24 protein-coding genes are annotated in these 25134 nt (G+C 71.0%); 7 read left to right on the top strand and 17 right to left on the bottom strand.

Going from position 1 to position 25134, the window contains the following annotated elements:
• Positions 1-74: 74 nt before the first annotated feature.
• Positions 75-605 (bottom strand): alkyl hydroperoxide reductase, encoded by a 531-nt coding sequence (locus ACIA8D_RS00290; RefSeq protein WP_399227669.1) that lies wholly within the window; start codon positions 603-605, stop codon positions 75-77.
• Between the two features lie 2 nt (positions 606-607).
• Positions 608-1162 (bottom strand): peroxiredoxin, encoded by a 555-nt coding sequence (locus tag ACIA8D_RS00285; RefSeq protein ID WP_399227668.1) that lies wholly within the window; start codon positions 1160-1162, stop codon positions 608-610.
• A 132-nt stretch (positions 1163-1294) separates the two neighbouring features.
• On the opposite strand from ACIA8D_RS00285, the gene ACIA8D_RS00280 reads away from it, so the two are divergent.
• Positions 1295-2257 carry a LysR substrate-binding domain-containing protein gene (locus tag ACIA8D_RS00280; protein WP_399227667.1) on the top strand — a complete coding sequence of 321 codons (963 nt, stop codon included), beginning with the start codon at positions 1295-1297 and terminating at the stop codon, positions 2255-2257.
• Between the two features lie 8 nt (positions 2258-2265).
• Here ACIA8D_RS00280 and ACIA8D_RS00275 read toward each other — a convergent pair whose 3' ends face one another.
• The 5 genes from ACIA8D_RS00275 to ACIA8D_RS00255 form a co-directional block, all read right to left on the bottom strand.
• On the bottom strand, positions 2266-4662 hold the full coding sequence (locus ACIA8D_RS00275) for an FtsX-like permease family protein (protein WP_399227666.1): 2397 nt from the start codon (positions 4660-4662) through the stop codon (positions 2266-2268).
• On the bottom strand, positions 4659-5357 hold the full coding sequence (locus ACIA8D_RS00270; protein ID WP_399227665.1) for an ABC transporter ATP-binding protein: 699 nt from the start codon (positions 5355-5357) through the stop codon (positions 4659-4661). The genes ACIA8D_RS00275 and ACIA8D_RS00270 overlap by 4 nt, the downstream gene beginning before the upstream one ends.
• A complete protein-coding gene (locus ACIA8D_RS00265) occupies positions 5354-5881 on the bottom strand; it encodes a PadR family transcriptional regulator (protein WP_399227664.1) in 528 nt (175 codons plus the stop codon). The genes ACIA8D_RS00270 and ACIA8D_RS00265 overlap by 4 nt, the downstream gene beginning before the upstream one ends.
• 126 nt (positions 5882-6007) lie before the next feature.
• Positions 6008-6220, bottom strand: a complete 213-nt coding sequence (locus ACIA8D_RS00260; protein ID WP_399227663.1) for a hypothetical protein — start codon at positions 6218-6220, stop codon at positions 6008-6010.
• On the bottom strand, positions 6217-7152 hold the full coding sequence (locus ACIA8D_RS00255) for an SPFH domain-containing protein (RefSeq protein ID WP_399227662.1): 936 nt from the start codon (positions 7150-7152) through the stop codon (positions 6217-6219). The genes ACIA8D_RS00260 and ACIA8D_RS00255 overlap by 4 nt, the downstream gene beginning before the upstream one ends.
• 248 nt (positions 7153-7400) lie before the next feature.
• Here ACIA8D_RS00255 and ACIA8D_RS00250 point away from each other — a divergent pair, with 248 nt between their 5' ends.
• Positions 7401-9635: a transglycosylase domain-containing protein gene (locus ACIA8D_RS00250; RefSeq protein WP_399227661.1), complete on the top strand. Its 2235-nt coding sequence runs from the start codon at positions 7401-7403 to the stop codon at positions 9633-9635.
• Positions 9636-9639: 4 nt separating this feature from the next.
• On the opposite strand, the gene ACIA8D_RS00245 is transcribed toward ACIA8D_RS00250, so the two are convergent.
• Positions 9640-10902: an amidohydrolase gene (locus tag ACIA8D_RS00245; protein WP_399227660.1), complete on the bottom strand. Its 1263-nt coding sequence runs from the start codon at positions 10900-10902 to the stop codon at positions 9640-9642.
• The gene (locus ACIA8D_RS00240; protein WP_399227659.1) at positions 10899-12176 is read right to left on the bottom strand and encodes an MFS transporter; all 1278 of its coding nucleotides are present in this window, start codon (positions 12174-12176) and stop codon (positions 10899-10901) included. The genes ACIA8D_RS00245 and ACIA8D_RS00240 overlap by 4 nt, the downstream gene beginning before the upstream one ends.
• A gap of 89 nt (positions 12177-12265) precedes the next feature.
• Between ACIA8D_RS00240 and ACIA8D_RS00235 the strand changes: the two genes are divergently transcribed.
• Positions 12266-13303: an Lrp/AsnC family transcriptional regulator gene (locus tag ACIA8D_RS00235; protein ID WP_399227658.1), complete on the top strand. Its 1038-nt coding sequence runs from the start codon at positions 12266-12268 to the stop codon at positions 13301-13303.
• 67 nt (positions 13304-13370) lie between these two features.
• On the opposite strand, the gene ACIA8D_RS00230 is transcribed toward ACIA8D_RS00235, so the two are convergent.
• The 4 genes from ACIA8D_RS00230 to ACIA8D_RS00215 form a co-directional block, all read right to left on the bottom strand.
• On the bottom strand, positions 13371-13850 hold the full coding sequence (locus tag ACIA8D_RS00230; RefSeq protein ID WP_399227657.1) for a hemerythrin domain-containing protein: 480 nt from the start codon (positions 13848-13850) through the stop codon (positions 13371-13373).
• A gap of 10 nt (positions 13851-13860) precedes the next feature.
• Complete coding sequence (locus ACIA8D_RS00225) at positions 13861-15912, bottom strand: SpoIIE family protein phosphatase (protein WP_399227656.1); 2052 nt, start codon at positions 15910-15912, stop codon at positions 13861-13863.
• A gap of 413 nt (positions 15913-16325) precedes the next feature.
• The gene (locus tag ACIA8D_RS00220; RefSeq protein ID WP_399227655.1) at positions 16326-17003 is read right to left on the bottom strand and encodes a DUF402 domain-containing protein; all 678 of its coding nucleotides are present in this window, start codon (positions 17001-17003) and stop codon (positions 16326-16328) included.
• Positions 17004-17088: 85 nt separating this feature from the next.
• A complete protein-coding gene (locus ACIA8D_RS00215) occupies positions 17089-18492 on the bottom strand; it encodes a class II fumarate hydratase (protein WP_399227654.1) in 1404 nt (467 codons plus the stop codon).
• 106 nt (positions 18493-18598) lie between these two features.
• Between ACIA8D_RS00215 and ACIA8D_RS00210 the strand changes: the two genes are divergently transcribed.
• Positions 18599-18973, top strand: coding sequence for a VOC family protein (locus ACIA8D_RS00210; protein ID WP_399227653.1), 375 nt, complete (start codon positions 18599-18601; stop codon positions 18971-18973).
• Between the two features lie 63 nt (positions 18974-19036).
• Here the strand turns inward: ACIA8D_RS00210 and ACIA8D_RS00205 are convergent, their stop codons facing one another.
• Positions 19037-20707 (bottom strand): fumarate hydratase, encoded by a 1671-nt coding sequence (locus ACIA8D_RS00205; protein ID WP_399227652.1) that lies wholly within the window; start codon positions 20705-20707, stop codon positions 19037-19039.
• 165 nt (positions 20708-20872) lie between these two features.
• Between ACIA8D_RS00205 and ACIA8D_RS00200 the strand changes: the two genes are divergently transcribed.
• Both ACIA8D_RS00200 and ACIA8D_RS00195 read left to right on the top strand, forming a co-directional pair.
• Entirely contained in the window at positions 20873-21559 is a 687-nt protein-coding gene (locus ACIA8D_RS00200; RefSeq protein WP_399227651.1) for a DUF1707 domain-containing protein, read from the top strand.
• Between the two features lie 158 nt (positions 21560-21717).
• Entirely contained in the window at positions 21718-22083 is a 366-nt protein-coding gene (locus ACIA8D_RS00195; protein ID WP_385763548.1) for a WhiB family transcriptional regulator, read from the top strand.
• A 74-nt stretch (positions 22084-22157) separates the two neighbouring features.
• Here the strand turns inward: ACIA8D_RS00195 and glpX are convergent, their stop codons facing one another.
• Entirely contained in the window at positions 22158-23192 is a 1035-nt protein-coding gene (gene glpX / locus ACIA8D_RS00190; protein ID WP_399227650.1) for a class II fructose-bisphosphatase, read from the bottom strand.
• Positions 23193-23398: 206 nt separating this feature from the next.
• Here glpX and ACIA8D_RS00185 point away from each other — a divergent pair, with 206 nt between their 5' ends.
• Positions 23399-23941 (top strand): DUF4245 domain-containing protein, encoded by a 543-nt coding sequence (locus ACIA8D_RS00185; protein ID WP_399228043.1) that lies wholly within the window; start codon positions 23399-23401, stop codon positions 23939-23941.
• 194 nt (positions 23942-24135) lie between these two features.
• Here ACIA8D_RS00185 and ACIA8D_RS00180 read toward each other — a convergent pair whose 3' ends face one another.
• Entirely contained in the window at positions 24136-24726 is a 591-nt protein-coding gene (locus tag ACIA8D_RS00180; RefSeq protein ID WP_399227649.1) for a malonic semialdehyde reductase, read from the bottom strand.
• Between the two features lie 147 nt (positions 24727-24873).
• Complete coding sequence (locus tag ACIA8D_RS00175; protein WP_399227648.1) at positions 24874-25128, bottom strand: exodeoxyribonuclease VII small subunit; 255 nt, start codon at positions 25126-25128, stop codon at positions 24874-24876.
• Between the last annotated feature and the right edge of the window lie 6 nt (positions 25129-25134).

Genomic DNA, 25134 nt, shown 5'->3' with positions numbered 1-25134 from the left:
GCCCCTCCGGGGCGGAGCCCCGAGACGCAAGAAACGGGGGCCGGAATGTTCCGGCCCCCGTGACATGCGACGGGTTACGCCAAGGCGTCTTCCGCGTCGAGGGTGACGCCGACCGCCTGGATCACGGACGCGATCTTGAAGGCCTCCTGCACGACCTCACGGTCGACACCGGCCTTGCGCAGCACCTGCTCGTGCGAGTCGAGGCACATGCCGCAGCCGTTGATCGCCGAGACGGCGAAGGACCACAGCTCGAAGTCGACCTTGTCGACTCCCGGGTTGCCGATGACATTCATCCGCAGACCGGCGCGCATCGTCCCGTACTCGTTGTCCGAGAGCAGGTGACGCGTGCGGTAGAAGACGTTGTTCATCGACATGATGGCGGCGGCCGACTTCGCGGCGGTGTACGCCTCGGGCGACAGGTTCGCCTTCGCCTCGGGCTCCAGCTCGCGCAGGACGCGCGGGGAGCGGGAGGCGATGGCGGTCGCCAGGACCGTGCCCCACAGCTGCTGGGCCGGAAGGTCCGAGTTGCCGATGACCGAGCCCAGGTTGAGCTTCAGGTCCTTGGCGTAGTCCGGAACGGCGGACTTCAGTTCATCGAGGGCCATGCTCACTCACCGGCCAGCAGCGCGACCGGGTCCAGCGTGTCCTCGCCCTGGCTCCAGTTGCACGGGCACAGCTCGTCCGTCTGGAGGGCGTCGAGGACCCGGAGGACCTCCTTGGGGTTACGGCCGACGGAGCCGGCGGTCACCATCGTGAACTGGATCTCGTTGTTCTGGTCGACGATGAAGACGGCGCGCTGCGCGAAGCCGTCCTCGCCCTCGATGCCGAGGTCACGCATGAGCTCGTGCTTCGAGTCGGCCATCATCGGGAAGGGCAGGTCCGTCAGGTCCGGGTGGTCCTTGCGCCAGGCGTGGTGCACGAACTCGGAGTCACCGGAGAAGCCGAGGATCTGGGCGTCACGGTCGGCGAACTCCTCGTTCAGCTTGCCGAACGCGGCGATCTCGGTGGGGCACACGAAGGTGAAGTCCTTGGGCCACGCGAAGACGATCTTCCACTTGCCCTCGTAGGTCTTGTGGTTGATCTGCTCGAACTCGGAGCCCTTCTCCAGCGAGACACAGGCAGTCAGGTCGAACTCGGGGAACTTGTCACCGACAGTGAGCACACGAACTCCTTGCAGTAGGAGACACCCCTTTTGGGGGTGTTTCCATGGGTTGGACTGCTCAAGATCGTGGCACAGGGTGCATTGATTACGGAAATAGCTAGACTCGGTCATGTTGATCGGAGGTGGCTATCAGTGGCCGTACAGAGTGGAAAGCCCGCGGGAGTCCGGCGCAGGCAGCCGAGCCTGGCGCAGCTGCGGGCATTCGCCGCGGTCGCGGAGCATCTGCACTTCCGGGACGCGGCGGCGGCGATCGGGATGAGCCAGCCCGCGCTCTCGGGCGCGGTCTCGGCCCTTGAGGAGACGCTGGGGGTGACCCTTCTCGAGCGTACGACGAGAAAGGTGCTGCTCTCGCCGGCCGGGGAGCGGATCGCGGTGCGGGCCAAGGCGGTGCTCGATGAGGTCGGCGCGCTCGTCGAGGAGGCCGAGGCGGTGCGGGCTCCGTTCACGGGAGTGCTGCGGCTCGGGGTGATTCCCACGGTGGCGCCGTACCTGTTGCCCACGGTGCTGCGGCTCGTCCACGACACGTATCCCGACCTGGACCTCCAGGTGCACGAGGAGCAGACGTCCTCGCTCATCGAGGGCCTGGGGGCGGGGCGGCTCGACCTGCTGCTGCTCGCCGTGCCGCTCGGGGTGCCGGGCGTGAGCGAACTCCCGCTGTTCGACGAGGACTTCGTGCTGGTCACGCCGCTCGACCACTGGCTCGGCGGCCGGGAGGGGATTCCGCGGGAGGCGCTGCGCGAGCTGAACCTGCTGCTGCTCGACGAGGGGCACTGCCTGCGCGACCAGGCACTCGACATCTGTCGGGAGGCGGGCCGCGACGACGCCCCCGTCGCCACGACCGCCGCCGGGCTCGCCACGCTGGTCCAGCTCGTCGCGGGCGGCCTCGGGGTGACACTGCTGCCGCGCACCGCCGTGTCCGTCGAGACGGCGCGCTCCGCGCAGTTGCTGACCGGGTACTTCGCGGAGCCCGCGCCCTCGCGCCGGGTGGCCTTCGCCATGCGGACGGGGGCCGCGCGCTCCGCGGAGTACGAGGAGCTGGCCGCGGCCCTGCGAACCGCCTTGCAGGGTTTGCCCGTCCGGATCCTCGGCGGCTGACCCGCGCGTCACTCCGTGCGCAGGCCCTCCGCGCGCATCATGCGGTACAGCGGAGGCAGGGACAGGAGGGTCACCGCCGCGACGAGGCCTGCGCCCACGCCGGTCAGCGGGAGGAACAGCAGCCAGTCGGTCACCGGTTTGTCGACCAGGCGCAGCATCAGCCAGCCGAGGGTCAGTCCGCCCGTCACGGCGATGGCCATGCCCAGTGCGACCGGGATCGCGGTCTGCCACAGCACGGACCAGGCGAGCGTCGAGCGCTTCGTGCCGTAGGCGACGAGCACCGACAACAGCCGCTTGCGCTCGCGGAGTTGCTCGATCTGCGAGACCAGCATCGACGCCGCGATGATCACCATCGTGAGGGCGGCGGCCGTGAACAGGGCCGTGCGGATGCTCGCGTACTCCTTGTCGCGGGACACGAACGCGTTCGTCCACACCTGCATGCCCGGGTCGATCGCGAACGCGGTGTTGCGCACGTGGTCCGCGGCGTCCGGAACGTTCTCGTCGATCTGGATCTGCGCGCTGGTCGACGCGGTGTGCAGACTTGACGCGTCGAGCGCGCCCGGAGTGGCGAGGATGCCGCCGTAGTACTCGCCCGCCGGGTCCTTGCGGGAGTCGACGGTGCGCACGTCCTCGGGCAGCGACCAGTGCACCGGCTTCAGGCCGGGGCGGCCGGAGTCCTCGGGGTCGTCCACGACGAGCCGACCGCCGGGCACGGCGACCTTCTCCAACTGCTCGTCGTTGTACGAGTCGTGGGAGCGGGTCACCCGGAAGACGTCGCCCTCCGAGCACGACGGCAGGTGGGCGAGTTCGCGGAGCGAGGGGCAGGAGCCGACGGACAGCGAGGTGGACGGGGGGTAACCGTCCTCCGCGGGCTTCGCGCCCACGGGTTCGGCCGAGGTGATGACTGTGCCGATGACCTTCTTGACGCCCTCGGTGGTCCGGAACTCCTTGACCATTTGGTCGGCCATCGCACCGCTCGGGAAGTTGGTGTTCGCGCCGATCTGGGCGCGTTGGGGATCCTGACCGGTCGAGTGGCTGAAGCTGTCGTTGATGCCGACGGTGTACATCTGAAGGGCGATGCCGCCGGCCACCGCGATGGTGATGCCGGAGATCGCGCGGGTGGCGCCACTGCTGTTCAACTGGAGCCTGCGGGTCGCCAGTTGCCAGGGAACGGGGCCGCCCCGCAGCCGCCGCACGACGGCCTCCACCAGCCAGGGGAGGACGAGCACCAGGCCGGTGAGGGAGAGCAGGACGCCGCCCGCGATCAGCGCCATGCCGCGGCTGGACGCGCCCGCGGCGGAGCCGGACAGAAGCAGGATCAGGATGCCGACGACGAGGAACAGCAGTCGCCACCACAGCCTGCGGCTGCGCACCCGGCCGCCCCGCACGACCCCGAGCGGCTCGATGGTCACGGAGCGCAGGGCGAACACCGTGACGGCGATCGCGGACAGCGGCACCGCCAGCAGGATCAGCGCGGCGAGCGCCGGCACCGGGGTGAAGTCCTCGGGGAACGCGGCCAGTCGCCACAGCTCGACGTGGGCGAGCACCTGCCGGCCGGCGAAGAAGAACAGCAGGCCGGCCACGAGCCCGAGGAGGGTGCCGAACAGCGCCTCACCGGCCGCCACCCATCGCGTCATCCGGGCGTCCGCGCCGACCAGGCGCAGCGCGGCGAGCCTGCGGTCGCGCCGCTCGCCGCCGAACCGCACGGCGGTCGCGACGAAGATGGCGACGGGCGCGAGCAGCACCACGCAGGCCAGCAGAATCATCAGCACCAGGGCCGGGTCGAGCTCGCGGTCCTCGCCCTGCATCCCGAAGCCGTCGACGCGGATGGCGCCGCGGTCCGTGCTCAGGCTGTCGCTGCCTGCGTACATGTACAGGTCGAAGGGGTCGCTCAGGCCCGCTTCGTGGATGGTGCCGACGTCGCGGAAGTGGTAGCGCTGCTTGAGCAGTTCGCCCTTGGGGGAGTCGAGGAGGCGGCGCAGTGCGGGCGAGACCAGCATTTCGCCGGGGCCGGGCAGTTTGTCGACGCCGGGCGGCAGGACGGGGTGCCCGCCCTCGGGCCGCACCATGTAGCCGCCGATGCTCTCGTCCCGGTACTCCGAGGAGCCGTCGAGCGTGAGCAGCGTGCGGTCCGACCGCGGCACGTCCTGTTCGAGCGTGCTGACCATGCGGGCGTCGTAGCGGTCGTTGCGCGCGCTCGTGAAGTTCGGCACGGCCGCGGCGCCCAGCAGCACGGCGACACCGAGGCCGACGCCCAGTGCGGTGAGCAGCGTACGGATCCAGCCCTCGCGGCCGCCGGAGAAGCCGAAGCGGACGCCGAGCGAGAGGTCGCGCAGACGGCCCGCGAGTCCGTGCTCCGTGGGGGCGGGCGGGGCCTGGGCGGGGCGGTCGTCGAGGAGGGTCATCGGGCGAACTCCATGTCCCGGGCCCGGCCGTCCCGTACCACGATCTCGCGGTCGGAGTACGCGGCGACCCGCGTCTCGTGGGTGACCAGGACGACGGCGGCGCCGGTGCCGCGGGCGGCGTCCGTGAGCAGCTCCATGACGCGCTCGCCGTTGAGGGAGTCGAGGGCGCCGGTGGGCTCGTCGGCGAACAGCACACGCGGCCCGGTCACCAGGGACCGGGCGACGGCGACGCGCTGGCCCTGGCCGCCGGAGACCTCGCCGGGGCGCTTGCCCGCGAGGTCGTCGACCTCGAGACGCCCCAGCCACTCGGCGGCCCGGCGCTCGGCCTCCTTGCGCTTCACACCGTTCAGGCGCAGCGGGAGCGCGACGTTCTCGACGCACGTCAACTCCGGTACGAGCTGGCCGAACTGGAACACGAAGCCGAACTCTCCGCGGCGCAGCGCACTGCGCTCCGCGTCGGACATGGCGGTCAGCTCGCGGCCGTTGTACGTGATGGTGCCGGAGTCCGGCGTGACGATCCCGGCGAGGCAGTGCAGCAGCGTCGACTTGCCCGAACCGGAGGGGCCCATGACGGCGACGACCTCGCCCGGGTGGACGGAGAAGGAGGCGCCGTCCAGGGCCGGGGTCGGCCCGTACGTCTTGTGCAGGCCGGTGGCGGCCAGCAGGGAACCGGCGGGTGCGGTGGGGGAACTCATGAAGGACGGACCTCCGCGGCGAGCTTGTCGAGGCGCGCGGCGGTCAGTTCCAGCCAGCGCAGATCGGCTTCCAGGTGGAACAGGGCGTGGTCGCAGATGAGCTGGTCGGCGAGGTCGCCCTTGCGCTTGCGGTCCGTGAGGATGCGCATCAGGCGCAGATGCTCGGAGCGCTGCGCGTCGAGCAGCTCGGTGGCGTCGCGCCGGGTCAGCAGAGCGAGGACGACCTTGGTGTAGAGGGTCGACTGGAGGTACGGCTCCGGCTTCTCCGGCGTCGCGAGCCATCGCTGTACGTCGGTGACGCCGGCTTCGGTGATCGCATACCGCTTGCGCTCCGGGCCGCCGCCGGCCTCGATCCCGTCGACCTCGACGAGACCGTTCTTCAGGAGGCGGGACATGGTCGAGTAGACCTGCCCGTAGTGCAGCGGCTTGTCGTGCCCGAACGTCTCGTCGAAGGTGCGCTTGAGGTCGTAACCGTGGCGGGGCCCGGATTCGAGCAGCCCGAGGAGGGTGTGGCCGATGGACATGCGAGGGACTATACACACCATGTATACGCGGTGTGTATAGCCGACCGTGAGAACGCCGCAGGGGCTTGATTCATCAAGCCCCTGCGGCGATTGAGCAGCGGGGTCCGGGGCGGAGCCCCGTGTCGTTCAGTCCGTCTCGTCGGCCGGGGGGCGACCCCGCCTCGGTATCGGTCCCGCCGAACCCGGTAGGCGCCCCGCCTCCTTGAGCGCCCGGCGCAGCAGGAACTCGATCTGCGCGTTGGTCGAGCGCAGATCCTCGCCCGCCCAGCGCGCGAGCGCGTCGTGCACGGCCGGATCGAGCCGGAGCAGGACCTGTTTGCGCGGCGCTCGCGGGCTCACTGGTAGAGCGTTCCCGTGTTCAGGACCGGCTGGGCGGCGCGGTCCCCGCACAGGACGACCAACAGGTTGGAGACCATGGTCGCCTTCCGCTCCTCGTCCAGCTCCACGAAGTCCTGCTCGGCGATCCGGGCGAGCGCGGCCTCGACCATGCCCACCGCCCCGTCGACGATCTGACGGCGGGCCGCCACGACCGCGCCCGCCTGCTGGCGCTGGAGCATCGCGGAGGCGATCTCGGGGGCGTACGCGAGGTGCGTGAAGCGGGACTCGATGATCTGGACGCCGGCCGCCTCCACGCGCGCGTGCAGCTCCAGGGCGAGCTTCTCCGTGATCTCCTCGGCGTTGCCGCGCAGCGACAGGCCCTCCTCGTCGTGCGCGTCGTACGGGTACTCGATGGCGATGTGCCGGACGGCCGCCTCGGTCTGCGTCGAGACGAACTCCAGGAAGTCGTCGACCTCGAAGGTCGCCTGGGCCGTGTCCTCGACCTTCCAGACGACGACCGCGGCGAGCTCGATCGGATTGCCGTACGCGTCGTTGACCTTCAGGACCGCCGTCTCGTGGTTGCGCACCCGGGTCGAGATCTTGGTGCGCGAGGTCAGCGGGTTGACCCAACGCAGGCCGTCCGTGCGGATGGTGCCCCGGTAGCGGCCGAAGAGCTGCACGACGCGGGCCTCGCCCGGCGCCACCATGTTCAGCCCCGCCATGGCGAAGACCGAGCCGATCGCGACCACGACACCGGCCGCGATGAGCGCGCCCCTGGCGCCCCCGGAGTCGGTGGAGCCGGCGATCGCGATCAGACCGCCGCCGACGATCAGGCCGATGAGGCCGAGCAGCAGGGCGAGTCCGCCGCCGATGCTGTGGGCGGTGAACTCGCGCACGTGCGCCTTCGGCATCTGCACGTCGGGAGTGTTCGGTGTGGCGTCCGTCTCGGACATGGCTGTCCCCGTCTCTCTGAGCTGGTCGTTCGTGGTCGCGCTGCCGCGAACGTGGTCTAGCAAAGTGATATCACTTTATCTCGTCCGGCAACCATCCGCACGTCTCGCTCGTCGGTTCCCATGGGGCAGGTGCTGATTGTCACGTCCGATATGGCCGAATCAACGGAGATTCGACATAAGTGACGGGTTAGGTTCTTGAGCCGATTCAGCACGATCGTGAGAACTGGAAGAAGCGGAGCGACAAGGTCATGGGCCGAGCGGATGCGAGGAAGGCGCGCAAGCGCGCGGCGCGGCCGTCGGGCATACGCCGCTTCTTCAGCTGGAAGAAGCTCCTGGGTACGTTCTTCGGGCTCGCGCTGCTGTGCATGGGCGCGTTCGTGGTGCTGTATCTGGTGATCGACGTACCGGAGGGCAACCCCGACGCCCAAGTGCAGAGCAACATCTACAAGTACAGCGACGGTTCGACGATGGCCCGCACCGGCAAGGTGAACCGGGAACTCGTGGACCTCGCCGAGGTGCCCAAGGGCGTCCAGCACACCTTCGTCGCCGCCGAGAACAAGACGTTCTACACGGACAAGGGCGTCGACCTGAAGGGCACCGCCCGCGGCGTGCTCAACACTGTGCTCGGCAAGGGCAAGCAGGGTGGTTCGACGATCACCCAGCAGTACGTCAAGAACTACTACCTGACGCAGGAACAGACCGTCTCCCGCAAGCTCAAGGAACTGGTCATCTCGCTGAAGGTGGACCAGAAGCAGTCCAAGGACGACATCCTCGCCGGGTACATCAACACCAGCTACTACGGCCGCGGCGCCTGGGGCATCCAGGCCGCCGCCCAGGCCTACTACGGCGAGGACGCAAGCAAGCTGACCGTGCCGCAGGGCGCGTACCTCGCCGCGCTGCTCCAGGCCCCGAACCAGTACGACTGGGCGATCGCGTCCGACACCGGGAAGCAACTGGCCACGGCGCGCTGGAACTACGTGCTCGACAACATGGTCGACATGCACTGGCTGGACGCGAGCAAGCGGCAGGACATGACGTTCGACAAGCCGATCCCGCCGAAGGCCGCGTCCGGGCTCCAGGGCCAGGAGGGCTACCTCTACGAGGCCGCCAAGGACGAGGTGATGAAGGAACTGAACCTCACCGAGGCGCAGTTCACCGCGGGCGGCTACACGATCACGCTCAACGTCGACCGCAAGAAGCAGAAGCAGCTCGAGAAGTCGGTGAAGCAGCAGCTCAACGACAACCTCGACCGCAAGGACAAGAAGGCCGACGCGCGCGTGCAGGCCGGCGCCGTCTCCCTCGCCCCGAAGACCGGCAAGGTCCTCGCGATGTACGGCGGCGAAGGGCTCAGCGAGCACTACGTCAACAACGCGACCCGCACCGACTACCAGCCCGCCTCCACCTTCAAGCCGCTGATCCTCGCGGCCGCCCTGGAGGAGAAGGCCACCACGCAGTCCGGCCAGAACATCACCGCGGACACGATCTACGACGGCACCAGCAAGCGCCCGGTCGTCGACAACGGCGAGAAGGTCGGCTTCGCCCCGCCGAACGAGGACAAGAAGAGCTACGGCCCGGTCACCGTCCAGACCGCCATGAACAAGTCCATCAACTCCGTCTTCGCGCAGCTCGGCGTCGACGTCGGCATGCAAGAGGTCATGGCCACGGCGAAGGAGCTCGGCATGGACTCCGGCGACCTCAAGCCGTTCCCCGCGCAGACGCTCGGCACCATGGGCGCGAGCCCGATGGAGATGGCCGGCGTCTACGCGACCCTCGACAACCACGGCAAGAAGGTCACCCCGCGGATCGTGAAGGCGGTCTCCAAGCAGGGCGAGAAGGTCCCGCTCGAGGAGCCCTCCCAGGAGCAGGTGATCAGCCGGGGCGCCGCCGACTCGGTGACCTCGGTGCTGACCGGCGTGGTCGACGACGGTACGGCGAAGTCCTCGGTGCGCGACAACCCGGCCCGCGCGGGCCAGCAGGTCGCGGGCAAGACCGGTACCTCCGACGACAACAAGTCGGCCTGGTTCACCGGGTACACGCCGGACCTGGTCACGTCGGTCGGCCTGTTCGGCGAGGGCGCGCTGAAGTCCTCCGAGGCGGGCGCGCACGTGTCCATGGAGGGTGCGGGCGGCTTGCCCCGTGTCGACGGCGGCAGCTTCCCGGCCCGGATCTGGGCGCAGTACACCTTCAACTCGGCGAGCGCGAACAGCAAGTTCGACCTGGACACCGACATGGGCAAGGCCGTCCAGCCGACACGGACCGCCCCGGCCACCCCGACCGAGGAGCCGTCGACCGACCCGACGCCGAGCAAGTCGGAGACGACCGAGCCGACGCCCACCGAGTCGACGCCGAGCGAGACGCCGACCAGCGAGACGCCGCCGCCGGATCCGACGCAGACGCTCCCGATCCCGACCGACAGCCCGACGGAGAGCTGGCCGGAGGACCCGGTCGAGCCGGAGAACGGCGGCTCAAGGCCCCGGAACTGACGCGCTACTCGCAGGCACCGAGCCAGGTGCGGGCCGCTCCCAGCAGGGCCCGCACCCCCAGCTCGATCGTGGGGTCCTGGAGCGGCGCGTACTGCGGCGAGTGGTTCACCGGGACCTCGGCGGGCAGGCCGCGCGAGGCCAGCGTGGCGGCGTCGTAGCCCTCGAAGGCTGCCGGGTCGGCGCCGCCGAAGTGCCAGAACACCGAGGGCACTCCCAGCTCCGTGCCGAACAGGCCGAAGTCCTCGCTGCCGTTGATCGGCTGCGGCAGCACGAGCACGCCGTGCTCGCCGAGCGCCGCGCGCAGCCCGTCGATCGTCGTCGCGGTGGCGTCGCCGGTGTTCTCCGTGACGGGGAAGGAGCCGAGCGAGGTGAACTCCGGCTCCTTCGGGGAACCCGAGGCCTCGCACTCCGCCCGGACGATCCTGCGCACCGCCGCGAGCACCCGCTCGCGCACCACCGGGTCCACCGAGCGGATGTTGAGCCGCAGTTCGGCCTCGTCCGCGATGATGTTCTCCTTCGTGCCGACGTGCATCGAGCCCACCGTCACGACGGCCGTCTGCGAGGCGCCGATCTCGCGCGAGACCACGGTCTGCAGACGCATCACCACGGCCGCCGCGAGGACCACCGGGTCGACCGTCGACTCGGGCGTCGAGCCGTGCCCGCCGCGCCCGAAGAGGCGTACGCGGTAGCTGTCGGAGGCCGCCATGACCGCTCCGGGGCGGGTCACCGCGACCCCCGTCGGGAACGGTCCGACGTGCTGCCCGAGACACACGTCCGGCCTCGGGAAGCGCTCCGCGAACCCGTCGGCCAGCATGTCCCTGGCCCCGCGGCCGATCTCCTCGGCGGGCTGGAACACCGCCACGACGGTGCCGCGCCAGGAGTCACGGTCCGCCGCGAGCAGTGCCGTCACGCCGAGCAGACACGTGACGTGCATGTCGTGGCCGCAGGCGTGCATCACCGGTACGTCGTTGCCGTCGCGGTCGGTGCCGCGGGCCACGGACGCGTAGGGCAGGCCGGTCGCCTCCAGGACGGGCAGGCCGTCCATGTCGGCGCGCAGCAGCACCGTCGGGCCCTCGCCACCGCGCAGGACGCCGACGACGCCGGTGCCGCCGACGCCCTCGGTCACCTCCCAGCCGCCCTGCTCGCGCAGCCGGGCCGCGACGATCCCGGCGGTGCGGGTCTCCTGGAGGGAGAGTTCGGGGTGGGCGTGCAGGTCCTGGTAGAGCTCGCGCAGGGACGGCAGCAGGCTGTCGAGAGTGGTGGTCATCGGGGCTCGCTTTCTACGGGTGCTGCGGATACGGGAGCGGGGTCCGCGTCGGGCAGCCGCAGCGCCCGGCGGAAGGCGGACGTGGTCTGCGGGGTGACACAGGCGAGGACCGCGGCGAGCACCGCGCCGACGACGAGGAAGCCGAACGCGGCACCGAACCCGGCCGAGTCCGCCAGCAGCCCCATCGCGGTCGGCGCGACGACGCCGCCGGCCTGCCCGCCGAACGTGATCAACCCGGCGGCCGCGCCGGTCAGTTCGGGCGGCAGGCTGCGCAGCGGCACCGCGAAGATCGGCATGTAGCCCAGCGAGGCGGAGGCGATCGCCACCGACATCCAGCCGATGAACGCGACGGTGCCGGAAGCCGTCGCCATGAGGATCAGGGCGACCGAGGAGACCGTCATGGCGGGCACCACGATCTTGCGCTGATTGCCCTCGAAGCGGTCCGCGAGCCGGCCGCCGACGATCACGGCGACGGTCGCCGCGCCCGCGGGCAGGATCGACAGCGCCCCCGCCGAGGTCAGCGCGAGCCCGCGCTCCTCGTTGAGGTACGAGGGCACCCAGGTGTTCAGGCCCCACACGATGATGTCGTAGCCGAAGAACATCCCGGCGAACGCCCACATGGTCCCCGAGCGGAGCACGGTGCGGGCGGACCCGGTGCTCGTCGCGCCGCGCACCGTCCGCTCCCGCTCCGGCAGCCACAGGCGGACGGCCGCGTACACGAAGACACCGACGGCGGCGACGGTGAAGAACGCCGAGCGCCAGCCGAAGTGGGCGATGAGCGGCGCGGCGACCAGCGGGGCGACGACCGCGGCCACCGCGTTCGACGACTGCACGACGCCGTTGGCGCTCATCCGCTGCCCCGGAGTCGTCCGCTCGCTCACGGCCTTCATGGAGGCGCCGGGGAAGACCCCCTCGGCGATGCCGAACAGGAAGCGCACCACGAGCAGGATCGCGAAGGAGCCCGCGAGCCCGGTGAGCGCCGTGAACGCGGACCAGATGAGCAGTGCCCAGCAGGTGACGCGCTTGGCGCCGAACCGGTCGGCGAGCATCCCGCCCGGAATCTGACAGACCGCGTACGCCACGAAGAACACGGAGACCGCCATGCCCTGCTGGGCGCGGCTGAGGTCGAATTCGCGGCCGATCGAGGGCAGGGCCAGATTGATGACGAGGCGGTCGATGTAGTCGATCAGCCAGGCGGCGAAGAGCAGCGTGACCGTGATCTTGGCGCCCTTGTCGAGACGCTCACGTGCGGGGCCTTGCGAGGGTGGGACCACAGGCACTCCTTCTAGAGTGGGCGTGCTGGTGTGGGGGACGGCTCGGAAGTGGGGACAGAATCCGGCCGCCGTGCGAGAAGGGGCCTCAATTGCTGGAAAACGGCAGCGTGCACGCGTCCGTGCCGGAATCCGCCGCCTTCGAGGAGGCCGACCTCGCCCTGATCGACGCCCTGCAGACCGATCCGCGCGCACCGTGGAGCCGCGTGGGCCCGGCCGTCGGCGTCGACGCGACGACCGCGGCTCGCCGCTGGGCCCGCCTGGAGAGCGCGGGCCTGGCCTGGGTGACGGCGTACGCGGGGCCGACGACGGCCACCGTCGCGTACATCGAAGTGACCTGCACACCGGGCGAGTTGGAGGAGCTGACCGCCCGCCTGGTGCGGCTGCCGTGGGTGTTCAGCGCCGAGCACGTGGTCGGCGACTACGACCTGCTGCTCTCCGTCGCCGCACCCGATCTGCCCGCGCTCGGGCGCCGGGCCAGCGACGACCTGGGCCGGCTGCCGGGCGTGCGCGGTACCCGGACCCGGCTGAGCATGCGGCTCTACCAGGAGGGCAGCGGCTGGAAGGTGCGCGCCCTCGACCGGGCGGGACGCGCGCGGCTCTCGACGGCGGGGAGCGGACCGGGCGCGCCGTCACGCGCCTTCCGGCCCCGCGACGAGGTCGACCTGGCGCTGCTGCGCGCACTGGGCGCGAACGGCCGTGCCGGATACGCCGAGTTGGCGGCGGCCGTCGGCGTCGGCGAGTCGACGGTGCGGCGCAGGCTCGCCCGCGAACTGCGCGACCGGGAGATCCTGCTGCGCTGCGATCTGGCCCAGCAGCTGGCGGGCTGGCCGGCCCTCGCCACGTACCGGGCGACCGTCCCGCACGGCGAACTCGACCGCACGGGCTCGGCGCTCGCCAGGCTCCCGCAGATGCGCCTGTGCACCTCGGTCACGGGCTCCTGCAACCTGCTCTTCCAGGTCTGGCTCCGCGACCTCGACGGCATGGCGACCCTGGAGGCCCAGCTGAACGGCCGGTTCCCCGCCCTGCGCGTCGAGGACCGCACGGTGACGCTGCGCACGGCGAAGCGGATGGGGCGGGTGCTCGACGACCGGGGGCGGGCCACCGGGTACGTACCCGTGGGGTTCTAGGGCTTGTCGTTTGGATCAGGCCGGGCTCGCGGGGCTCCCTGATCCGGCCTGATCCAAACGACAAGCCCTAGCCGCCGCTCCGGGAGCCGCCGCTCTGCGAAGGGTGCGCCGCGCGCCACGCCGCCATCGACGTGTCCCAGCCGTCCCCGGACAGCGCCGTCAGCGACGCCGGGAAGAGGCCGTCCTCCTCCTTGGCGATGTGCCGGTGCAGTTCGTCCGTCTCGTCCTTCAGGCGCTGTACGTCGCCGGGGTCCGTGAGGTCGAGGGTGGGCAGCAGCGCGCCCAGCTCCCGGTGCTCCGCGACCAGGGCGTCGATGTAGCCGGCGTACTCCGGATCGTCCCGCATCACCGCGAACAGACCGTCCTCCTCGCCCTTCCAGTGCGCGGCGAGCTCCTTCGCCATGGTGTCGACGAGCGCCCGCGCGCCCGCCACGTCGCCGCGCTCCAGCGCCCGCAGCGCGTCACCGGCGGCGTCGGTGACACGCTCGTGCTCGGCGATGAACTCCTTGATGAGCGGGATCTCACGGCATCCGCAGTAGTGGCACATGGCCACATATTTACGGCACCGGAAGCTCGAACCAGACGACCTTGCCTGTGGACAGGCGCGTCGCGCTCCAGCGCCGGGCGAGCCGGTTCACCAGGTAGAGCCCGCGGCCGCCCTCGTCCGTCGCCCGCGCCTGCCGGAGCCGCGGCAACTGCGGTACGTCGTCGCCCACTTCGCAGCGCAGCACGTCGGTCCGCAACAGGCGCAGGGTCACCGGACGCGTGGCGTAGCGCACCGCGTTCGTCACGACCTCGCTCACCAGGAGCTCGACCGAGTCCGTGAGCTCCTCAAGGCCCCAGCGTTCCAGCGCGCTGCGGGCCAGCCTGCGGGCGCGGCCCGGCGCCGCGTCCTCCGGCTCCAGCGTCCAGTACGCGACGTCGCTCGGCGCGATCCCGTCGAAGCGGGCGGCGAGCAGCGCGATGTCGTCGTCCCGGTCGCCCGGCCCGAGCATGTCGAGCACCTCGTCGCACAGCGCCTCAAGGGGCGGCGGGTGGTCGGGACCGGTCAACTGCGCGGTCGCGGCGAGCCGTTCGCGCAGCTGCTCTATCCCGGTCCACACGTCGCGAAGGCGGGACTCGACGAGCCCGTCCGTGTAGAGGAGCAGCGTCGCGCCCGCCGGGGCGTCCAGCTCGACCGCCTCGAAGTCGACGCCGCCGACGCCGATCGGGGCGCCCGGCGGCACCCGCAGCACCTCGGAGCGCCCGCCGAGGTGCAGCAGGACGGGCGGCGGATGTCCGGCGTTGGCGATGGTGATGCGGTGCGCGACCGGGTCGTACACGGCGTACATGCAGGTCGCCATGCGGTCTGTGCCGAGCCGCTGGGCCTGCTCATCGAGGTGGTGCAGGACCTCCTGCGGGGGCAGGTCGAGTCCGGCGAGGGTCTGCGCGGTGGTGCGCAGCTGGCCCATGATCGCGGCCGAGGTCATCGAGTGCCCCATGACGTCGCCGACGACGAGCGCGACGCGGCTGCCCGGCAGCGGGATCGCGTCGTACCAGTCGCCGCCGACCCGCGCCGTCTCCGCCGCCGGCAGATAGCGCGAGGCGAGCCGCACCCCGGTCGGGCGCGGCAGCGTCTCCGGCAGCATCGTGCGCTGCAACTCGTCCGCGATGTACGCCTCGCGCCCGTAGAGCACGGCCTTGTCGATGCCGAGCGCGCTGTGCGTCGCCAACTGGCCCGCCACCAGCAGGTCGTCGGCGTCGAACGCGATCCGGTCGGGGCGGCGCAGGAACACCGCGGCCCCGATCACCCGGCGCCGGCCGCGCAGCGGGGCCAGGATCGCGCGCTGGCCGCCCGGCAACGTCCGGTCCGTGCCGAGGAGTTCGGGCAGCGCGGCGAGCGCCGCGGGCGAGTCGGCGAACACCGGGCGCACGCCGCGCAGCACCTCGGCGAGCGCGCCGCCCTGGCGCACCTCGCACAAGTCGGCGCAGCCCGCCGTCAGTTCCAGCTGCGGGGTGACCGGGACCGTGAGCCCCGCGCCGTCGGTGTCCGTGTCGCCCGCGGTGTCGGTGGAGTCCGGGATCCGGTCGGTGCGGCGCAGGCGCAGCACCATGGGCCCGGTGGGCCGCTCGTCGCCGACCGGCAGCGGCTCGCGCAGATACACGAGGATCGCGTCGGAGAACGTGGGCACGGTCGCCCGGCACAGGCCCATCACGATCTCGTCGAGGTCCAGGCCGCGGGCGATCCGCCGGGTCGCGGCGCCGACGAAGCGGAGCCGGTCCCCGTCGCGCCGCATCGCGGTCGGCTGCCCGGTGGGGCGCGGCTGTCCCGTGCGGCGGTCCGGCCCGCCCGTCTCCCACCCCCGCCCTTCTGGGGAGTCGCTCCGCGACGCGCCCCCTGATTCCGGCGGTCCCGGGCGCACCGGCTCGGGGGAGGGCGCCGCGGGCTGCGCGTGCTCGGCGTCCGCGGCGGAACCGGCGGCGCGCCGCGGTTGTTCCGGTAAGCCGCCCGAGCCCTCACCCGAGGGCGTGGAGGTCTCCGGGGTGTGCCGAAGCGCCCCGCGGGCGTCGGCGGGGCGGGCCGCCGTGCCGTGGTGGCGGCCTTCGTGGGAGGTGGGGTACTCCGTCACGCGTGTCGATTCCGTCCGTCCGGGGCTGCGCGCCGCGTCACTGGCCAGTGCGCCGGTAGTTGGGGATCAGCTGGGGCCCTGTCGGGGGTGGCGCCGCTGCCGGTGACCTGCGACGTGTCCCGTAGAGGAGCGGATACCCGGAACCCGCGCTCCGGGAACGGAATCCGCACGGGCGTCCGTGCCGGGGACCTGCGGACAGCCGTGCTCCCGGTCCCGGCGGCCGGTTCCTCCCGGCCCGCCCACTGCGTCGTCTCACCCACGTTCACGGTCCAGCCGCCCCTCGATGACCTCGTTGACATCGTGTCAGACCAGTTGTGCGTGCCAAGAGTTGTCCGTAGAACCCGCACATTCGGACCGGTGCTCTCTTGCGGAGGACGATCCTACGGTTCCCCCAGGGGGGCGCATCAAGGGTCTCATGAGGACACGTGCGCGGGCGTACGGTCCCAGTCGGCCGGCAGGGCGGGAACCGGCCACGCCGGGTCCGGGCGCCAGTGCTGCCAGCCGTCCGAGAACGGCTGCCGCCAGTTCTCGATCGCCTCGATCGCCCGGTGCCCCGCGGAGCGCACCTCGGCGGCCTGTCCGGGGCTCATCAGGCCCACGGCCTGCGCCTGCGCGAACTCGTCCTCGTCGTGCCAGCGCCAGCTGCCGTCCGGGTACACCGACAGGTCGAGGAAGTGGTCCTCGGAGTCGATGCCCGCGGCCCAACGGGCGCGCGGCGCCTCCAGGTTCACGTACCAGTTGCGGAACCTCCAGCCCGGCTCCCAGAACAGCCACACCGACCAGGGGTCACCGGGGCGCGCGAGCTTCAGCACGCCCGTGCCGAACCAGTGGTCGCGCTGCAGGGTGCGGGGCTTGGTGTAGCGGGTGGCGAGCGGCTCGCGGTGCACGGGGGTGCCGTCGGCGAGCACCGGCTTCACGCATTCGGTGCCGGGCGCCATCCACACGGCGAGCAGCTCGTCCGTGTCCTGGACGACGGTGACCGGACGGCAGATGTGGAAGCCGTCGCCCCCGTTGGCGCGGTAGCGCCACAGGATCGGCTCACCGGGCGCCCAGCGCCCTCCACTCTCGTTCATCCGGTACTCGTCTGTCATGCGCAGATATTAGGTGCCAACGGCATACGACGCTGCGGTGCGTATCACGAATACGCCAACTGGCCACGCGCGGTCACGAACGCGCTCACGGGCGGGTCATCCGCAGGACGTCGAGCGCCTCGTCGAGCTGCTCCTCGGTGAGGTCGCCCCGCTCCACGTAGCCGCCCTCGATGACGACCTCCCGGATGGTCTTGCGCTCCGCGAGGGACTTCTTGGCGACCTTGGCGGCCTCCTCGTAGCCGATGTACTTGTTGAGCGGCGTGACCACGGACGGTGAGGACTCGGCGTACTCGCGGGCGCGCTCGCGGTTGGCGGTAATGCCGTCGACGGTGCGGTCGGCGAGGAGCCGGGAGACGTTGGCGAGCAGCCGGATGGACTCCAGGACGTTCTTGGCGATCACCGGGAGCATCACGTTCAGCTCGAAGTTGCCCGCGGCGCCGGCCGCGGCGACCGTCGCGTCGTTGCCCGTCACCTGGGCCGCGACCATCAGCGTCGCCTCGGGAATGACCGGATTCACCTTGCCCGGCATGATCGACGAACCGGGCTGCAGATCGGGGAGGTTGATCTCCGCGAGGCCGGTACGGGGACCGGACGCGGCCCACCGCAGATCGTTGGCGATCTTCGTGAGGCCGACGGCGATCGTGCGCAACTGGCCGCTCGTCTCCACGATCCCGTCGCGCGCGCCCTGCGCCTCGAAGTGGTCGCGGGCCTCGGTCAGCGGCAGCCCCGTCGCGCGCGCGACCTCGGCGATGACGGCGCCGGAGAAGCCGGGCGGGGTGTTGATGCCGGTGCCGACGGCGGTGCCGCCCAGGGGGAGTTCGGCGAGGCGGGGGAGCGAGGCGGCAAGCCGTTCGACGCCGTAGCGGACCTGCGCCGCGTAGCCGCCGAACTCCTGGCCGAGCGTCACCGGCGTCGCGTCCATCAGATGCGTACGCCCCGACTTCACGACATCGGCGAACTCGGCCGACTTCCGCTCCAGGGACGCGGCGAGGTGTTCGAGGGCCGGGATCAGGTCGTGGGTGACGGCGGCGGTGGCCGCGATGTGGATGGAGGACGGGAAGACGTCGTTGGACGACTGCGAGGCGTTCACGTGGTCGTTCGGGTGCACGTCACGGCCCAGGCGCTCGGTGGCGAGCGTCGCCAGCACCTCGTTGGTGTTCATGTTCGACGACGTACCGGAGCCGGTCTGGAACACGTCGATCGGGAACTCGTCGTCCCAGCGGCCCTCGGCGACCTCGGCGGCGGCCGCGGCGATCGCCTCGGCGATGTCCTTGTCCACGACCCCCAGCTCCGCGTTGACCACGGCCGCCGCGCCCTTGATCCGGGCGAGCGCCTCGATGTGCGCGCGCTCGATGCGCTGCCCGGAGATGGGGAAGTTCTCCACGGCACGCTGCGTCTGGGCCCGCCACTTCGCGGCGGCGGGGACGCGCACCTCGCCCATGGAGTCGTGCTCGATGCGGAACCCGTCGTCGTTCGCCGTGCTGACCATGGCTGCCTTCCTCCGTGCCCTCTGCGTGCCTCTCCTCCTGCCAGCGTCGCTCACCCGGCGGGTATTCCGGCGGTGTCCTCGCGGGTGTCGCGGGAACCGGTAAGGAATGACGACGACGCTCGGAGGCTTTGTCCTCGGCACACCCGACCCGCCCGCCCTGGCCGACTTCTACCGCGCGCTGCTCGGCTGGGAGGAGGCGGAGCGCGACCCCGAGTGGGTGCGGCTGCGGGACCCGGCGCGCGAACGCCCCGGCCTTGCCTTCCAGCTGGAGAGCGACCACGTGCCGCCGGTGTGGCCGCAGCAGCCCGGCAGCCAGCAGATGCAGGGCCACCTCGACCTCATGGTCGACGACCTGGACGCCGAGACGGAGCGGGCGTGCGCGCTCGGGGCGCGGCTGGAGGCGCACCAGCCGCAGAAGGACGTACGCGTGCTGCGCGACCCGCACGGGCACCCGTTCTGCCTCTTCCTGCCGGGGGCCTGAGACCCCCGGAAACGCGGTCGGCCCCCGCACGGGATGCGGGGGCCGACCGGGAGTGCCGGGTGACTACGAGAGCTGCGAGCCCTGGCGCACCGGGATGTGCGAGAACGTCGGCTCGGGGGCGGGGGCCTGGAAGAAGTCGTTGCCCTTGTCGTCGACGACGATGAACGCGGGGAAGTCCTCGACCTCGATCTTCCAGACGGCCTCCATGCCGAGCTCCTCGTACTCGACGACCTCGACCTTCTTGATGCAGTCCTGCGCGAGGCGCGCGGCCGGGCCGCCGATGGAGCCGAGGTAGAAGCCGCCGTGCGCGTCGCACGCGTCGGTGACCTGCTTGGAGCGGTTGCCCTTGGCGAGCATCACCTTGGAGCCGCCCGCGGCCTGGAACTGCTCCACGTAGGAGTCCATGCGGCCGGCCGTCGTCGGGCCGAAGGAACCGGACGCGTAGCCCTCGGGGGTCTTCGCCGGGCCCGCGTAGTACACCGGGTGGTCCTTCAGGTACTGCGGCATCTCCTCGCCGGCGTCCAGGCGCTCCTTGATCTTGGCGTGCGCGATGTCGCGGGCGACGACGAGCGGGCCCGTCAGGGAGAGGCGGGTCTTCACCGGGTGCTTGGCGAGCTCGGCGAGGATCGCGTCCATCGGCTGGTTGAGGTCGACCTTGACGACGTCGCCCTCCTCCAGGTGCTCGTCCGTGGTCTCCGGCAGGAAGCGCGCCGGGTCCGTCTCCAGCTGCTCCAGGAAGACGCCCTCGGCGGTGACCTTCGCGACGGCCTGGCGGTCGGCGGAGCAGGACACGGCGATGGCGACCGGGCAGGACGCGCCGTGCCGCGGCAGGCGCACCACGCGCACGTCGTGGCAGAAGTACTTGCCGCCGAACTGCGCGCCGATGCCGATCTTCTGCGTCAGCTCGAAGACCTTCTGCTCCAGCTCCTCGTCCCGGAAGCCGTGCCCGAGCTCGGAACCCTCGGAGGGCACGTTGTCCAGGTAGTGCGCGGAGGCGTACTTGGCGGTCTTCAGGGCGTACTCGGCGGAGGTGCCGCCCACCACGATGGCGAGGTGGTACGGCGGGCAGGCCGCGGTCCCGAGGGACCGGATCTTCTCCTCCAGGAACTTCATCATGGAGCCCTCGTTGAGGACCGCCTTCGTCTCCTGGTAGAGGAACGACTTGTTGGCCGAGCCGCCGCCCTTGGCCATGAAGAGGAACTTGTAGGCGTCGCCGTCCGTCGCGTAGAGCTCGATCTGCGCGGGGAGGTTGGAGCCGGTGTTCTTCTCCTCCCACATGTTCAGCGGGGCCATCTGCGAGTAGCGCAGGTTCAGGTTCTGGTAGGCGTCGTAGATGCCCTTGGAGAGCGCCTTCTCGTCCTCACCTTCGGTGAGGACGTTCTGCCCGCGCTTGCCCATGACGATGGCGGTGCCGGTGTCCTGGCACATGGGCAGGACGCCCGCGGCGGCGATGTTGGCGTTCTTCAGCAGGTCGAGCGCCACGAACTTGTCGTTGCCCGAGGCCTCGGGGTCGTCGACGATGCGGCGCAGCTGCGCGAGGTGGGTCGGGCGCAGGTAGTGCTGGATGTCGTGGATGGCCTCCTCGGCGAGCTTGCGCAGCGCCTTGGGCTCGACCTTCAGGAACGTACGGCCGTCCGGCCCCTCGGCGGTGGAAACGCCCTCGGAGGTCACCAACCGGTAGGTGGTGGTGTCCTCGCCCTGGGGGAGCAGATCGGTGTACGCGAACTCCGGCATCTCGCCTTTTCCTCACTCGACAGACAGCAGCTGGCATCCGTTGGCAGCGCCAACCAGCGTAGAACCTGGTCGGGCGGCCGAGCCTGTGAGGTAAGGCTCAGTTGCTCGCCGGGAGGCCCCGGACGGGGGGTGTCGCGATCTATCGCGTTTCGGTAGTCTGCTGTCGTGGACCTTCAAAAGCGCCCTTCGCAGCCCGCGCCCAGCGCTCCCGTGGCGGAGCCGACCGACCTGCGCGCGTCCGATGCCGACCGCGACCGGATCGCGGACATCCTGCGCGAGGCACTCGCGGAGGGCCGGCTCGACGCGGAGGAGCACGCCGAGCGGATCGACGGGGTCTACCGGGCCAAGACCGTCGGCGAGCTGGAGCCGCTGGTGCGCGACCTGCCGGGCACCCACGCCGCGCCCCGCCCCGAGCCCGCGCCGGGCCCCGCCCCGAGCCGGCCCGCGCCCGGCACGATCCCGCCGGTGGCCGAGGAGAACCTGGTGGCGGTGCTCAGCTCCACGACGCGCAGGGGCCGTTGGCGGATCGGCCGCCGCACCCACGCGTACGCGATCTTCGGCAACGTGGAGATCGATCTCAGCGAGGCGATCTTCGAGTACCCGCAGGTGTACATCAAGGCGGTCTCCGTGTTCGGCAACGTCGAGATCAGCGTCCCCGAGAACATCTCGCTGCGCGGCAGCGGCGCGGGCGTCCTCGGCAACTTCGAGGTGGACACGCTGGACGCGCGCGAGCCCGAGGCGCCCGTCGTGTACGTCGACGGCTTCGCGGTGCTCGGGAACATCGAGGCGAAGCCGAAGCGCGGCAAGCTCGTCCAGAACCTGGAGAAGCACCTGCGCAAGTACCTCGGCTGACGGCCGCGCCCCGGCGGCCCCGCTCGGCGAACTTCCCTGCGCGCTCGGGAACTTCCGCGCTTCGGAACTCAGTGCATAGGAGCCGACACAGCGGGTAGAGCTTGCTGCATCGTCGCCCGCTCGCGAAAGCCGTCGTCAGCCGTCGTCAGGAGTAGACCGTGCTGCACCCGCCGCATCAGTCCCTGCAGGTCACCGCCGTACCGCAGCAGCGCGAGCCAGTCCGGGGCAGGGATCAGGACGCTCCATGGCACACGGAGGCGGTGTGCAGGCGCGACGAGGCGGGACTCTTCTTCGCCCCTTCCAAGGAACCGACCGCCGCGCGCCTCGCGCGCGAGGAGGCGGCCAAGCGCGTCTGCGCCCGCTGCCCCGTCATGGTCGAGTGCCGCGAACACGCCCTGCTCCAGCCGGAGCCGTACGGGGTGTGGGGCGGCCTCACGGCGGCGGAACGCCGCGTGGTGCTGGCGAGGCGGCGCCGCCGCGAGGTGGAGCTGAAGAAGGCGCCACGCACGGCTCTGGCCGGCTAAATCAAGCCCCGCCGGCGATTGAGGCGTGGGGTCCGGGGCAGCGTCCCGAGGCGTCAACCACGGACCCCCGCAACCTACTTGGCCCGGTCGAAGTCGATCGCGCTGTAGGCCCGCAGCTTGCTCAACCGATGCGTCGAGTCGATCTGCCGAATCGTCCCGGACTTCGACCGCATCACCAGCGACGACGTGTGCGCCCGCTCGGAGTCGTACCGCACACCCCGCAGCAGCTCCCCGTCGGTGATCCCGGTGGCGACGAAGAAGATGTTCTCGCCGGAGACCAGGTCGTCCGTGGACAGCACCCGGTCCAGATCGTGCCCCGCGTCGATCGCCCGCTGGCGCTCCGCGTCGTCCTTGGGCCACAACTTGCCCTGGATCACACCGCCGAGGCACTTGATCGCGCAGGCCGAGATGATCCCCTCGGGCGTACCGCCGATGCCGAGCAGCAGGTCGACGCCAGAGCCCTCGCGCACGGCGAGGATCGAACCGGCGACGTCGCCGTCCGAGATCAGCTTGATGCGGGCGCCGGTCTCGCGGACCTCCTTGATGATCCCCTCGTGCCGCGGCCGGTCGAGGATGACCACGGTGATGTCCTCGGGCGCGCGCTTCTTCGCCTTGGCGACGCGGCGGATGTTCACCGACACCGGGGCGTTGATGTCCACGTAGTCGGCGGCCTCGGGCCCCGTGACCAGCTTGTCCATGTAGAACACGGCGGACGGGTCGAACATCGTGCCGCGGTCGGCGGCGGCGAGCACGGCGATCGCGTTCGGCATGCCCTTCGCGCAGAGCGAGGTGCCGTCGATCGGGTCGACGGCGATGTCGACCTCGGCGCCCGTTCCGTCACCGATGTGCTCCCCGTTGAAGAGCATCGGGGCCTCGTCCTTCTCGCCCTCGCCGATGACGACCACGCCGTTCATCGAGACGGTGGAGACGAGCGTGCGCATGGCGCGCACGGCCGCGCCGTCCGCGCCGTTCTTGTCGCCGCGGCCCACCCAGCGGCCCGCGGCCATGGCGGCGGCTTCGGTGACCCGGACGAGTTCCAGGGCGAGGTTGCGGTCGGGGGCCTCGGAGGGGACCTCGAGTTCGGACGGAAGCTGGTGATGCTCGGTCATCGAGACGCACCTTTCTGTTCCGGGATTCACCGGGGTTGTACGGCTTCACCGGGATACGACGACGGCCGGACGAGGGGTTGGTATAGGGAGGACTCTATCGTCAGTCCGACAATCTGAGCAGACCGCCCCACGGATGAGCGGGCCGGTCGATGTCGGACCGCGCCAATCCGGACCTCCCGGCAGAGATCATCCGGCGACCTGCGACGATGGGGCGCGTGGCAGCAAGAAACGGTAAGAAAACGGTCGGCAGCCTGGTCCTCTCGCTCGGCGTCTGCGTCCTCGCGGCCGGCGTGATCTACCTCTTCGTCCCGCACGACGATTCAGGAGAGCCGCAGGTCAAGCGCGTCGACTACAAGGTCGAGCTGTCGACGGCCCGCCGTGCGGCGCCGTACCCGGTGGCCGCGCCCACGGGCCTCACGCACGACTGGAAGCCGACCTCCGTGCGCTACCAGGGCACCGCGAACGACGCGTGGCACCTCGGGTTCCTCGACCCGCAGGGGCAGTACGTCGCCGTCGAGCAGGCGACCGGGCGCTCGAAGCGGTTCATCAACGAGGCGACCCAGGGCGCCTCGGCGACCGGCCGCACGCAGCGGATCGGCGACGAGACCTGGGAGCGCTACAAGGGCGAGAAGTACAACGCCCTGGTACTGAAGCAGCAGGGCTCGACCACGCTCGTGACCGGCACGGCCGCCTTCGACCAGCTGACGAAGATGGCCGAGGCGCTGGAGATGAAGCGCGAGAAGGCGTAAGCGCTCCGCTGGGGTCCCGCGGTCCCGGGTGATGGCCGCGCCGTGGGCCCGGCCGTTGGGGCGGCGGCCGCGCCGAGGTGGCGCTCGCGCAGTTCCCCGCACCCATTCGGGACGCTTCCCCCCCCCCCGCACGAGGAAGGCCCCGGGCAGAAGCCCGGGGCCTTCCTCGTGCGCGCACGGCGTGCGCGCGGGGCTCAGATCGTGGTGATGACCTGCTCCTGCTCCAGGCGCGGGGAGCGCGGGAACCAGGCGTCCTCGCCCGGCTTGCCGATGTTGATGACCATCAGCGGGGTGTGGTCGTCGTCCAGGAACTCCTTCTGGACGCCGGCGAAGTCGAGGCCGGTCATCGGGCCGGCGGACAGGCCCGCGGCGCGGACGCCGATGATGAAGTAGGCGGCCTGCAGCGTCGCGTTCAGCGTGCCGGCCTGCTCACGGACCGGACGCTCGGAGAAGAACATGTCCGCGATGCCCGGGGCGTGCGGGAAGAGCTGCGGGAGCTCCTCGTGGAACTCGTGGTCCGCGGAGAGGATCGCGACCAGCGGGGCGGCGGCGGTCTTCGGCTGGTTGCCCTCGGCCATGTGCTTGACGAGGCGCTCGCGGGCCTCGGGGGAGCGGACCAGGGTGATGCGCAGCGGCGACTGGTTGAAGGCGGTCGGACCGTACTTGACCAGGTCGTAGATCGCCGCGACCTGCTCGTCGGTCACGGGCTCCGAGGAGAACGTGTTCGCGGTGCGGGCCTCGCGGAACAGCAGGTCCTGCGCGGCGGGGTCAAGAACGAGAGACATGGATCAACCTTCTCGGTGCGACGGTCACGGCTGCGGTGATCCGTTCTGTCCGGATCGGCCCACATGAAAGACCGTACGCCCATGAGGTTCAACCTTCAACCAAAACATTCGTGACGCTGTTCACAAGGTGGCGCTCAGCCCCGGGGGTCACTCCTCTTCTTCCGACGCCGCCTCGTCGTCGTCCCCGGCCTCCTCCGCGAGCGCCGCGTCCAGGCGGGCGCGCGCGCCGTCCAGCCAGCGGCGGCACACCTTCGCCAGCTCCTCGCCGCGCTCCCACAGCGCGAGGGACTCCTCCAGGGACGTGCCTCCGGCCTCCAGGCGCCGTACCACATCGATCAGTTCGTCCCGGGCCTGCTCGTAGCCGAGCGCCTCGTCGGCCGGCTGCGCCGTCTTCGTAGCCATCCTGTT

The sequence above is a fragment of the Streptomyces sp. NPDC051684 genome, assembly GCF_044453445.1.
GTDB lineage: Bacteria > Actinomycetota > Actinomycetes > Streptomycetales > Streptomycetaceae > Streptomyces.
This window is presented reverse-complemented; position numbering and strand designations above follow the sequence as displayed.